The 11,937-nt window shown below is 68.5% G+C and carries 11 protein-coding genes; 6 read left to right on the plus strand and 5 right to left on the minus strand.

Annotation, left to right across the window (positions count from 1 at the left end; all coding sequences use genetic code 11):
* Nucleotides 1–6: 6 nt before the first annotated feature.
* Complete coding sequence (locus tag IEY36_RS13075) at nucleotides 7–1,122, minus strand: GntR family transcriptional regulator (protein ID WP_188967519.1); 1,116 nt, start codon at nucleotides 1,120–1,122, stop codon at nucleotides 7–9.
* 166 nt (nucleotides 1,123–1,288) lie between these two features.
* Here IEY36_RS13075 and IEY36_RS13080 point away from each other — a divergent pair, with 166 nt between their 5' ends.
* The 5 genes from IEY36_RS13080 to IEY36_RS13100 are packed head-to-tail and all read left to right on the plus strand — an operon-like array spanning nucleotide 1,289 to nucleotide 5,915.
* On the plus strand, nucleotides 1,289–2,326 hold the full coding sequence (locus IEY36_RS13080) for an extracellular solute-binding protein (protein ID WP_188967520.1): 1,038 nt from the start codon (nucleotides 1,289–1,291) through the stop codon (nucleotides 2,324–2,326).
* A 4-nt stretch (nucleotides 2,327–2,330) separates the two neighbouring features.
* A complete protein-coding gene (locus tag IEY36_RS13085; RefSeq protein WP_229681296.1) occupies nucleotides 2,331–3,401 on the plus strand; it encodes an ABC transporter ATP-binding protein in 1,071 nt (356 codons plus the stop codon).
* On the plus strand, nucleotides 3,398–4,222 hold the full coding sequence (locus IEY36_RS13090; RefSeq protein ID WP_188967521.1) for an ABC transporter permease: 825 nt from the start codon (nucleotides 3,398–3,400) through the stop codon (nucleotides 4,220–4,222). The genes IEY36_RS13085 and IEY36_RS13090 overlap by 4 nt, the downstream gene beginning before the upstream one ends.
* Nucleotides 4,219–5,013 (plus strand): ABC transporter permease, encoded by a 795-nt coding sequence (locus IEY36_RS13095; RefSeq protein WP_188967522.1) that lies wholly within the window; start codon nucleotides 4,219–4,221, stop codon nucleotides 5,011–5,013. Before IEY36_RS13090 ends, IEY36_RS13095 begins: the two co-directional genes overlap by 4 nt.
* 2 nt (nucleotides 5,014–5,015) lie before the next feature.
* On the plus strand, nucleotides 5,016–5,915 hold the full coding sequence (locus IEY36_RS13100) for a polysaccharide deacetylase family protein (RefSeq protein WP_229681297.1): 900 nt from the start codon (nucleotides 5,016–5,018) through the stop codon (nucleotides 5,913–5,915).
* A 123-nt stretch (nucleotides 5,916–6,038) separates the two neighbouring features.
* Here the strand turns inward: IEY36_RS13100 and IEY36_RS13105 are convergent, their stop codons facing one another.
* From IEY36_RS13105 to IEY36_RS13120, 4 genes are read right to left on the minus strand one after another with little or no spacing between them, the layout of a single operon-like run.
* The gene (locus IEY36_RS13105; protein WP_188967523.1) at nucleotides 6,039–8,108 is read right to left on the minus strand and encodes an acetate--CoA ligase family protein; all 2,070 of its coding nucleotides are present in this window, start codon (nucleotides 8,106–8,108) and stop codon (nucleotides 6,039–6,041) included.
* Nucleotides 8,105–8,932: an enoyl-CoA hydratase/isomerase family protein gene (locus IEY36_RS13110; RefSeq protein WP_188967524.1), complete on the minus strand. Its 828-nt coding sequence runs from the start codon at nucleotides 8,930–8,932 to the stop codon at nucleotides 8,105–8,107. The genes IEY36_RS13105 and IEY36_RS13110 overlap by 4 nt, the downstream gene beginning before the upstream one ends.
* Complete coding sequence (locus IEY36_RS13115) at nucleotides 8,929–9,918, minus strand: D-2-hydroxyacid dehydrogenase family protein (RefSeq protein ID WP_188967525.1); 990 nt, start codon at nucleotides 9,916–9,918, stop codon at nucleotides 8,929–8,931. The genes IEY36_RS13110 and IEY36_RS13115 overlap by 4 nt, the downstream gene beginning before the upstream one ends.
* Complete coding sequence (locus IEY36_RS13120; RefSeq protein ID WP_188967526.1) at nucleotides 9,915–10,895, minus strand: Bug family tripartite tricarboxylate transporter substrate binding protein; 981 nt, start codon at nucleotides 10,893–10,895, stop codon at nucleotides 9,915–9,917. The genes IEY36_RS13115 and IEY36_RS13120 overlap by 4 nt, the downstream gene beginning before the upstream one ends.
* A 136-nt stretch (nucleotides 10,896–11,031) precedes the next feature.
* Between IEY36_RS13120 and IEY36_RS13125 the strand changes: the two genes are divergently transcribed.
* A complete protein-coding gene (locus IEY36_RS13125) occupies nucleotides 11,032–11,937 on the plus strand; it encodes a LysR substrate-binding domain-containing protein (RefSeq protein WP_188967527.1) in 906 nt (301 codons plus the stop codon).

Genomic DNA, 11,937 nt, shown 5'->3' on the forward strand with positions numbered 1-11,937 from the left:
GACGGCTCAAGCCCGCTGAGCTGCGCCGCTGGACGGCTCGTCCCGTCTTTCGCTGTCGAGCCGCGCCTCGTTCGCGCCGAGATGACGCAGCATCAGCGCCACGGCGGCGGCGGACTCGCCACGCGCGAGGTGGTCGACGAGATCCGCATGTTCCTGCACCGCGCAGCAGGGTGGTGCGGCGCGGTCGTACAGCAGCACGGCAAGGGACGTCGTCGCCGTCAGTCGTTCGAGGAAACCGCGCAGGAAGTGATTGCTGCTCATCCCGGCGAGGACGAGATGGAATTCCGTGAGCAATTGCACCAGACGCACCCGCTGGCCGCTGGCCTCTGCGGTAGCCTGCGCGGCGATGTGCCGGCGCAAGGTCTCGACCTGCGCGGGGGCGAGCCGGCCGATATCCGAGACGATGCCGGCCTCGATGACGCGCCGTGCCTCATAGGCGCGGGCGATCTCCGCATCCGAGGGGCGCGCAACGAAGGCGCCGCGGTTGCGCTCGATGTGCACCACGCCAAGGAAGGCGAGGCTGCGCAGCGCGTCGCGGATCCGGGTGCGGCCGGCACCGAAGCGGCGCGCCAGGGCTTCTTCGGCGAGCTTCTCGCCGGGCCGGAAATGGCCGGCATGGATTGCTTCGGCGAGTTGTGCCGCGACGCCTTCCGGCGGTGTGGTGCTGGCAAGCCCTTCCGGCGGAGATCGCGCGGGCGGCGCCGATGCCGCCGGGCGCCAGGCCGGGTCGGCGCGCGAGATGATTCGCCGGATGGTCGAGACGGAAAGATCGATGCCCGAATCCCGTGCCAGCCGGTCGCGGATCCGACCGAAGCCGAGGCCAGCATCGCGCAAGGCGAGCACCGCCTCGCGCTGCGCGGGTATCACCTTGCGCGACGGCGAATGAACCGGCGCTCGGCTGCGTTCCGCGAGGCCCGCGATGCCCTCGGCTTCGTAGCGCTGCCACCACTTGCGCAGCGTGGCCCGGGAAATGCCATGCCGGCGACAGACCTCCGCAGCATTGCCGCAGCGTTCATAGGCGGTGATCCAAGCGAGGCGCTGATCCAGGGCGGCGATTCCGGCGCGGAGGGTGAGATGAGCACTATGTCTTGACATCATATGCAGGCCAAGCGATAGCTTCATCCTGCCGATTATCTTTGATCAAAGAATGATTGATCCCGCGGCAGGCTGCCTCGGTGATCGCATTTTTTGTGTGCAATCTCGGTTGCGGCGTGGCGCGCAGGCGCTGCTTTCCGCTGGCACGAGCCTTGCTGCCCACCCCTGCGGTGATCCGACAGGAGTGGGCGACATGACGACATTCTCCCGCAGGGGCCTGCTGCAGGCCGCCTCCGCCGGCGTGGCGGTGACAGGCTTTCCCGGTATCCTTCGAGCGCAATCGCGCGACCTGGTGGTCGGCGGCGCCGCGGGCATGGCCGGCTACATGCGCGAATTCGTCTTCCCGGTGATCGAGCGGCAGAGCGGCATGCGCGTCGTCTTCGACGGTACGCGCTCGCTCGTGAACCTTGAGAAGCTGCGCGCTGACAAGGCCAGCCCGCGCATGTCCGTCGTGCTGATGGACGACCCGATCATGCAGATCGCCTGGGCCGAGGGGCTGCTCGAGAAGCTGGCGCCGAGTGCGACGCCGAACATCGCGAAGCTGATCCCGACGGCGATCCATCTCGATGGCGCCTGGGTCAACTACCAAGCGCCCTGGGTCGGCATCGGCTACAATAGGGACTCGATGCCGCGTGGCGTCGACAGCTACGAAGCGCTGTGGGCGCCGGCCAATCGCGGCAAGGTCATCCTGCCGTCGCTGCAGAACACCGAAGGGCTGTGGACGATGATCGTCGCTGCCCATCTCGAGACCGGCAAGCCCTTCGCTGAAGCGCAGTACGATGCCGATGCCGCCTTCAAGAAGCTGGCGACGCTGAAGCCGAACCTGCTGACCATCTACACGAACCAGCCGCAGGCGGAGAACCTACTCGAATCCGGCGAGGCCACGCTGATGTCGGGCCAGTTCTCCTCCTACACGCTGATCCGCAAGGCCGGCGGCGCGCCGGTCGACCTCGCCGCGCCGAAGGAGGGTGTCTTCGCCATGCCCTCAGGCATCTGCAAGGTGAAGAATGGACCGAATGGTGAACTCGCCAACGCCTTCCTCAACGCCTTCATGAGTGCCGAGATCCAGCAGATCCTCGCCGAGAAATCCTATGTCCTGCCGACCAATACCGAAGCGCGTCTGCCGGCCGGCTTCGTCGTTCCGCCCGGCACGCCCTTCGCGCCCGACTGGGAGAATGTGAACAAGAACCGCGATGCGTGGATCAGGCGCTGGAACGAGGTGATGGCCTGAGGCGGTGGAGGCGCATCTCGACATCGCCGGCGTCGGCAAGCGCTTCCGCCAGACGGTCGTGCTGGAGGATCTTTCCCTTGCCATGCGCAAAGGTGAGTTCGTCTCGCTGCTGGGCCCGTCGGGCTGCGGCAAGACGACGCTGCTGCGCATTCTCGCCGGACTGCTGAGCCCGGATGGCGGGCGGTTGCACCTCGCCGGGCGCGACATTGGGCGGCTGCCGCCGCATCGGCGCAATATCGGGGTGGTGTTCCAGAACTACGCGCTGTTTCCGCATCTGACCGTCTTCGACAATGTCGCCTTTGGGTTGCGCGCCCGCGGCACGCCGCGCGAGGAGATCGCCCCGCGCGTGCGCCGGCTGCTTGATATGGTGCGGCTCGGGCCAATGGCGTCGCGCGCCATCGCGCAGCTTTCCGGCGGCCAGCAACAGCGCGTGGCGATGGCGCGCGCGCTGGCGGTGAATCCGGAACTCATCCTGTTGGATGAGCCGCTGTCGGCGCTCGACCGAAAATTGCGTGAAACGATGCAGGTCGAGCTGCGGCAATTGCTGCGCGAACTCGGCATGACCGCGGTTTTCGTCACCCATGACCAGGAGGAGGCGCTGGCGCTGTCCGACCGGATCGCGGTGATGAATGCAGGCCGCATCGAGCAACTCGCCACGCCCGCGGAAATCTATGCGCGGCCGGCCTCGCCCTTCGTGCTGGATTTCGTCGGCCAATCCACGGCGCTGCATGGCGAGGTGGTGGAGGCCGGCGATGGCCGGCTTTCCGTGCAGACCGCCTACGGCGTCCTGCGCGCCCAGGGACATTTCGCAAAACGCGCCCGCGTGTTGGTCGCGGTGCGGCCGGAACGCATCGCGCCGCGCCCGGCGCCGGATGCCGAGTGGACCGGGATCGATCTGCCGCTTGCCGCGCAGACCTTCCTCGGCAGTCGTCGCCTGCTGCATGGCCATCTCGGCGGCGGTGATCGCGCCATCGTCGAATTGCCGGCCGAGACCGAGATCAGCGGCGACATGTTGCCGATCAGCTGGCGTATTACCGACACGCTCGTCTTTCCCGCGCCGGACGTTGCCGAATGACGCGCCTCGGCATCGGTTGGCTGGCCGTGCCGGCCTGCGTCTTCTGCCTGCTGGTCTTCGCCCTGCCGCTCGCGTTGCTGTTGCTGGAGAGCCTGCGCGACGGGCAAGGCTGGACGCTGGATGGCTATCGCAACTTCCTTGGCAGCGCCTATTCCTGGCAGGTGACGACACGCACCTTGCGCCTGGCGGTGTTGACGACGCTGATCTGCATCATCATCGGCTACCCCGCCGCCTTCGCGCTGGCGCGCGCGCGTGGGGTCTGGCAGGCGCTGTTCGTCGCAGCGCTTCTGCTGCCGCTGTCGCTGAGCGTCATCGTCAAGGCCTTCGGTTGGACGGTGCTGCTGCGCAGCAATGGCGTTGTGAACCGGCTGCTGATGGCAAGCGGCCTGACCGATGCGCCGATGCGCCTGATCTTCACCGAGACCGGGCTGTTGATCGGCATAGCCAACATCTTCCTGCCCTTCATGGTGTTGCCGATCTTCTCGGTGATCCGGCAGATCGACCCGCGCCTGACCGATGCGGCGGCGACCCTCGGCGCCGGGCCGATCCATGGCTTCACGCGGGTGGTCGTGCCGCTGACCATGCCGGGGGTGGTGGCGGGCGTGACGCTGGTGTTCTCGATGTCCATTGCCGCCTATGTCATCCCGACGCTGCTCATGGGCGATCGCTACCAGACCCTGTCCACGACGATCGCGACGTCATTCCTCTATCTGCAAGACCCGCAGCGCGGCTCGGTGGCGGGCGTGGTGCTGCTGGTGCTGTCGCTGCTGGTGGTGGGCGCGAGCGTTGTCCTGGCACGCAAGGTGAGGGCAACGCCATGACACGCGGCATTGGCCTGGCTGTCGCCTGGTTCGCGCTGATCGGTTGCATCGTCTTCCTGCTGGCGCCGCTGGTGGTGACGGTCGGCGTTTCCCTGTCACCCTCGCCGGTGTTCCAGTTACCGCAAGGGGAGATCTCCTGGCGGTGGTATGAGAGGCTGGGCCGGCTGGATGGCCTGCTGGATTCGGTGCTGCTCAGCCTGCAGATCGCGGCCTTCGCCACGGCGGTGTCGCTGGTGCTCGGCACCATGGCGGCGATCGCGGTGGTGCGCGGCACCTTCCCCGGGCGCGAGACACTCGCGACCTTCCTGGTCTCGCCGTTGATGTTGCCGGGGCTCGTGATCGGCATCGCCATGCTGCAGTGTTTCCGCGCGCTGGGGCTGCGGGACGCCCTGCCGTCGCTGCTCATCGCCCATGTCATCGTCGTGCTGCCCTTCGTGATGCGCACGCTGACCGCGGGCCTGTCGCTGTTTGATTTCAGCCTGCTCGACGCGGCGCGGACGCTGGGGCTGTCCTATCCGAAGGCGGTGATCCGCGTGATGGTGCCGGTGCTCGCGCCATCCTTCATCACCGGCGGGTTGTTCGGCTTCCTGGCGTCGCTCGACAACTACCCGATCTCGATCTTCCTGACCGATGTCTATCACCGCACGCTGCCGATCCAGTTGCTGCAATACCTGGGCGAATCGCCGGATCCGACGGTCGCGGCGGTGTCCACCTTGATCATTGCCATGACCGCGCTGCTGCTGATCGTCGGCGACCGCCTGGTCGGTCTGAATCGCATGGCCGGAGTCTGATAGTGCCTGTTCTGGAGCGTGATTTCCTGGGCTATGGCGCGACGCCACCCGACCCGGCCTGGCCGGGTGGTGCGCTCGTGGCAGTCTCCTTCGTCGTCAACGTCGAGGAAGGCGCGGAGCTGTCGATCATCGATGGCGATGAGCGGAACGAAGCGGTCTACGAAGTCACCGACGAAGTACGCGATGCACCGGACCCCTGCCGCGACACGCATTTCGAATATGGCACGCGGGTCGGCTACCACCGCATCATGCGGCTGCTCGATCAATACGGCGCGCCTTCGACGCTGAATGCCTGCGGCCGGGCGATCGCGCGATCGCCCTGGATTGCTCGGGATGCCGTGGCGCGCGGGCATGAGGTCGCCTGCCATGGCTGGCGCTGGGAACGGCATGCCGGCATGGCAGAGGCGGAGGAGCGCGTGACCATCGCCCGCGCCGTCGCTGCGATTCGCGATGCTGCCGGCGTGGCGCCGCTCGGATGGCACACGCGGTCGGCGCCATCGGCCAATACGCGGCGGCTGCTGTTGGAGCATGGCGGCTTTCTCTATGACAGCGACGCCTATAGCGACGACCTGCCCTTCTTCACGCAGGTCGACGGGCGACGCCACCTCGTGCTGCCCTACAGCTTCGACACCAACGACATGCATTTCCACCAGGGAAGCCAGCGCTTCACCACGGCGGGACATTTCGCGGAATATGTGATCGACGCCTTCGACGCCTTGTGGGCCGAAGGCGCGCAGACGCCGCGGATGCTGTCTATCGGGCTGCATCTGCGGATGATCGGCCGGCCTGGACGTATTGCGGGGCTGGAACGTGTGCTGCGGCATATGCGCGACAAGGGTGGTGTGTGGTTTGCGCGCCGCGACGCGATTGCGCGGCATTGGCTCGACCGCTTTCCGGCGTGAGTCCGTATCGGCGATGATGCGAGCACCTGGCGCCATGCGCGACGTGATGTCGGCAGGGGCTTTCTGACAGCACTGCATGATTCGTTCAATCGACGCTGGCGGCAGGCTGCCAGCGTCGATTGATCATCGCAGTACGACGAGCCCATCTACCGCCCGCACGCCCGCACCCTCGGGCAGCACGAAGAGTGGGTTGATCTCCGCCTCCAGCAACCTCTCGCCGGCGGCGCCGGCCATCGTGGCGAAGGCCATGACGGCATCGATCAGCGCGGCGATGTCGGCCGGCGCGCCACCGCGCCAACCGCGCAGCAGGCGAGCTGCCTTCAGCTCGCCCACCATCGCCTCGGCATCCGCGCGCGTGATGGGCAGCACGCGTAGGGCGGTGTCCTGGAACAGCTCCGCCGCGACACCGCCGGCGCCAAGCAGGATGACCGGCCCCAGCTGCGGATCGCGGTGAAAGCCGAGGATCATCTCGATGCCACCGCGGATGCGTTCCTGTACTAGGAAGCCCTCCGGCGTCGGCGCACCAGCCGCGCGCAGCGTCTCCAGCATCGTGGCGCAGGCATCGGGCACCTGCTCGGCCGTCAGTCCGACCCTGACGCCGCCGAGGTCGCTCTTATGCGCGATGGCGCGGGAGAGAATCTTGAGAACGACCTCGCCGCCAAACGCGTGTGCCGCTGCGGCCGCCGCATCGGCGTCGGCGGCGACATGCTCGCGTGTCACCGGCATGCCGAAGCGAGCGAAGATCGCCTTGCTCTCCGCCTCGTTCAGATTGCCCGCCGGCAGGCCCGCCAGCACGGCCTCATCGACGGCGATCGCCTCGGGCGCCGGGGGGAGGGGACGCCGGTGCAAGGCCCGCAATACCGAGGCGCAGCTCTCGGGCGTGGCGAAGGCCGGGATGCCCTTGCCGTTCAGCAACCGCACCAGATGCGGGGCATGCGGGCTGACATAGGCCAGCACCGGCTTGTTGCTGCGCGCCTGGCATTCGACGATCGCTCCCGCGACAATGTCTGGCGTCGCGAGGGCGGAGGAACCGATCACCACGACTACGCCGTCATATCCGGGGCTCTCCAGCAGTGCGTCGATGGCGCCGCGGAAGAGGTCCGGTCGCAGCCCGGCCAGCGTCACATCCACCGGATTGCGGCCGATCGCTGCCTGGTCCTCGTTGAGCAGCGTCGCGAGGCGTTCGGTCGTGATGTCGTCAGGGGGCGGCACCTCGATGCCCGCTATGCCGCAATTGTCAGCGAGCAAGGTGCCGGCCCCACCGGTCGAGGTCAGGATGGCGACGCGTTCGCCCGCCATGCGACGACCCGCGACGAGAGCGGCGGGAATGTCGAGCAGGTCCGTGAAGCTCCCAGCGCGGATCACGCCGACCTGGCGGAACAGCGCGTCATAGACGCGGTCGGCGCCGGCCAGCGCCCCGGTATGGGAGGTCGCCGCGCGCGCGCCGGATTCCGACCGGCCAACCTTGTAGACGACGATCGGCTTGCCAAGTTCGGCGGCACGACGCGCCGCGCGCTTGAATGCCTCCGGCCGCCGCAGCCCTTCCATGTAGACGGCGATGACGTCGGTCGCGTCATCCTCGACTAGGTGTTCGATCAGGTCGCTGCTGTCGAGATCCGCCTCATTGCCGGTCGAGACCAGCTTGGCGAAACCGATGCCGCGATCCGCCGCGCGCGACAGCAACGAACCCAGGATGCCGCCGCTCTGCGACACGACCGAGATGCGCCCGGCCGGCAGATCTGCGACCTCAAGCGCGCCGGTTGCCGAGAGCATGATGCCGTCGGTCAGGTTGACCAGCCCGATGGTGTTCGGGCCGAGCAACCGCATGCTTCCGGCGGCATCCTTCAGCGCCTGCTGGCGGCGCGCGCCATCCTCATTCGCTTCGCCATAGCCGCTGGCGAGTACGATGGCGGCCTTGCAGCCGCGCGCGGCGAGGTCGCGCACCGCCGCCTCGGCGCGGTCCGGCCCCAGCAACACGATTGCAGCATCCGGGGCGTCGGGCAGTGATGCCACATCCGGGTAGCAGCGCAGCCCGGCGATGGTCTCGACGCGCGGATTGACCGGCCAGATCGCGCCGTCGAAGGCGTATTTCTGCAGGTAGCCAACGGGCCGGCCGGTCATCTTGCTCGCGTCGGCGGAGGCACCGATGACGGCGACGCTGCGGGGCCGCAGCAGGGCGTTGAGCGCGGTCATGCCGGGTTGCCCTTCGCCGCGCGGCGTTGGGCGACGCCGTCGAGGAAGGCCGCGACCGATTCCTGATGCTCGCGCGAGCTGTAACAGATGGCCTGTGCCTGGCTGCCGAGAGAGAAGACCTGCTCGACCGTGAGTTCGAAAGTTTGGTCCATGATATTCTTGCTCAGCGCGAGCGCCGCCGGCGAGCCCTTGCTCAGTTGTTTCGCCCAGGCGCGTGCATCGGCGAGCAGCGTGTCGGCGCCGGTGACGCGATCGATCATGCCCAGGCGCAGAGCTTCCTCCGGTTCCACGGTGCGGCCGGAGAAGATCAGCTCCTTGGCGCGCGAGAGGCCGACGCGGCGCGGCAGGAAGTACATGCCGCCGCCATCCGGGATCAGCCCGCGCAGGATATAGGTCATGGCGAAGCGCGCGGCGTCGGAAGCGATGATGAAGTCGCAGCACAGCGCGACGTCGCAGCCGAGCCCGGTCGCCGCGCCATTCACCGCCGCGATGGTCGGCTTCGGCAAGGCATGCAGCAACGAGACGGCGTGGTGGGTGCGCTGCTGGCGGCGCCAACCGTTCAAGGCGACCTCGCCTGGCGGCACGGCGAGCCGCGCCTGCATCGACTTCACGTCACCGCCGGCACAGAAGCCCTTGCCGGCGCCGGTGACGACCAGCGCGCGGATCGAATCGGTGCGCGCCACATGGTCGAGCGCAGCCATCAGATCCGCGCGCATCTCGTCGTCGATGGCGTTGCGCGCGGCTGGTCGGTTCAAGGTGAGGGTCGCGACAGGCCCATCCGCCTGGAGCAGGATGGCGTCGGAAGCCGAGGTGCTCAGGGTCATGCGGGATTTCCTTGTGGAGCTTGTGCGACGCCGTTTAGCGGTCGCGGCAGGGCTTCGCCGGCGCGCCAGGCCTGCAGGCAGGCGACGACGCCATTGAAGTAGAGGCCGACATTCTGCCGCGTGACGTAGCCGAGATGCGGCGTCAGGATAGTGTTGGGCGCGTCGCGGATCGGGTCGTCGGCGGCCATTGGCTCGGGGTCATGCGTGTCGATCGCGACACCACCGAGCTGCCCGCTGCGCAGCGCCGCGATCAGCGCCACCCGGTCCACCAGCCCGCCACGCGCAGTATTCACCAGCAGCGCCCCAAGACGCATCGCACCGAGTTCCGTCGCGCCGACGATACCGCGCGTCGCTGGGCCAAGGCCGAGATGCAGCGTCACGATATCGGCGTCGCGGAAGAGCCCGATGCGATCGGTGAGCACGGCGCCGGCGGCCTCGGCCTTCTCCGCCGTCATGTTCGGGCTCCAGGCCAACAACCGCATGCCGAAGGCGCGGCCGATCGCGGCCACCGCCCCACCGATGCGACCGAGACCGGCGACACCGAGAGTCGCGCCCTCCAGCCCGAGCCCGGCGCCATGCTGCCAACCACCTTGCCGCAGCCGCTGTTCCTGCGCGGGAATGCCGCGCGCCAGGGCGAGGATCAGCCCCCAGGTCAACTCGACCGTCGGCGAGCCCCGCGAATCCGTTCCGCACACGGCGATGCCGCGCGCCACGCAGGCATCGAGGTCGAGCACGCGGTTGCGCATGCCCGCCGTGATGATCAGGCGCAGCGCCGGCAGACGTCGCAGCAGGCTTTCCGGCACAGCGGTTCGCTCGCGGATCAGTACCAGCGCGTCGGCATCGTGCAGATGATCGACCAGCGCTGCTTCCGAGAGCTTCTCGTGCAGGAATTCGACCGGCAAGCCCGACCAATCCGCCGCGCCGGGCGCCACATCGCCGTAATCGTCGAGCACGACGATCCGACGCAGGGGTGGGCGCGCGATCATTCGGCGCGGATATGCGTGCGGGTGACCACCTGCTGCCAGCGCTGCCGGTCTTCCTCGATCAGACGGCCGAAATCCTGAGGCGCGGCGCTGGGTTCGATCTCGACGCCTTCCTCGGTCAGGCGGTTCTGTACCGTCGGGTCTGCCAGGGTGGCGTTAAGCGCCGCGTGCAGCGCAGTGACGCGGCGTGTCGGCGTACCGGCCGGGGCGAGCAGCCCATACCAGGTGGAGGAGATGATCTCGGGGAAGCCGGCCTCCACCGTGCTCGGGACATCGGGCAGGATGGCGAGGCGGCGGGGCGCCGCAACGGCCAGCGCACGCAGCCCGCCCGAGGCGATGTGGGGCCGCAGCGGTGCCGCCGCATTGGTCAGGATCTGCACGCGGCCGGCCAGCACGTCGGTCAGCGCAGGACCGGTGCCGCGATACGGGACGTGGTCCATCTCCGCCCCGAAGGTGAGCGAGATGAGTGCGCCGAGCAGATGGCCCGTGGTGCCGACGCCGGGGCTCGCATAGGAGATCGGTGGGTCGGCGCGCTTCGCGAGGTCGCGCAGCTCAGCCATGCTGTGCACGGGCACACCGGGGTTGACAGTGATGACGTTCGGCGCGGCGCCGATGAAGCCGATCGGCGCGAAGTCGCGGATGATGTCGTAGGGCACGCGCGGCTGCACCAGGCTGCTGATCAGGAAACTGCCGCTGCCGCCGAGCAGGAAGGTGTAGCCATCCTTCGGTGCGCGGGCGACGACCTCGGTGCCCAGGATGCCGCCGGCACCGCCGCGATTCTCGATCACGATGGTCTGGCCGAGCCGCGCGCCCATGCCTTCGGCGATGACACGGCCAACGATGTCGTTGCTGCCGCCGGCGGCGAAGGGGATGACCATGCGCATCGGCCGGTCGGGGAAGGCTTCGCCCTGCGCCAGAGCCTGATGGCCGAGCATGGCGGACAAAGCGGGGATGAGAGTCAGGGCGGTGCGGCGCTGCATGGTGGCACGTCCTCCGGTTGTCATTGCGCGTGACCGCGGCGGCGGCCTGGCGATGCGCTGTCCTGCCACCGGGCCGGGGCGCCCCGAAAGCCACAGAGATTCTCGGCCTGCCCCAACCTCATGTTATGCTGACCCCATGCCGCGCCTGTCCCTGCCCCTGGAAAGTCTCTGGGCGTTCCACATCGTCGCCGAGACCGGCAGCATCACTGCCGCCGCGGCGGTGCTGAAGGTGACCCAGCCCGCTGTCAGCCGGCGGCTGCGCGAGCTGGAAGCCGGGTTTGGCTGCGCGCTGGTGCGGCGCAGCGCCAATGCGTTGCGGTTGACGGAACCCGGCGAGCGCTTCGCCCGCGAGTTGCGCGATGGCTTCAGCAAGATCGAGGCGGCGATGCGCAACCTCCAGGCGCAGGACGCGCCGCTGCGGATTCGCGCCTACACCACCTGGGCGCTGCGCTGGCTGATCCCGCGCCTGTCGGGCTTTCGCGCACTGCATCCGGGCATCGATGTGGAGGTGACGACGTCGACCGCCGCGGTCGACCTGGCGCGCGACGGCGTCGATGCGGCGATCAGGACGGCACCGATCGACGCGCCGCCGACGCCGGCGGCGCGACGACTTCAGGCGGTGATGATCGCTCCGTTCGCCGCGCCGTCGCTCGCCGATTCGCCGCGCGTCGCCGCCGGCTTGCCGGGGCGTCTGCTCGGCAGCCGGGTGCGCGCTGGCGACTGGATGCGCTGGCAGCGTCATGCGGGCCTCGCAGCCAACCCTTCGCCGTTGTTGTTCGAGAGCACGACGTTGGCGATCCAGGCCGCGCTGGAAGGCCTGGGCACGGTGATCTGTTCGCCGGTCTTCGTGCAGGAGGAATTGCGCGCTGGTCGCCTGCGCGCCCTGTCGGCCGACAGCGTGATGGCCGGCGATTGCTACTGGCTGATCCTGCCGCCCGGGCGCATCAGCCCGGCGCTGCGGATCTTCGCCGACTGGCTGCTGCACGAAGCCGAGGTGGAAGCGCCAGCCACGACGCCGCGCCCAAGGCGGCGTCGCGGCTGA

Source organism: Neoroseomonas lacus, assembly GCF_014644535.1.
Classification (GTDB): domain Bacteria; phylum Pseudomonadota; class Alphaproteobacteria; order Acetobacterales; family Acetobacteraceae; genus Neoroseomonas; species Neoroseomonas lacus.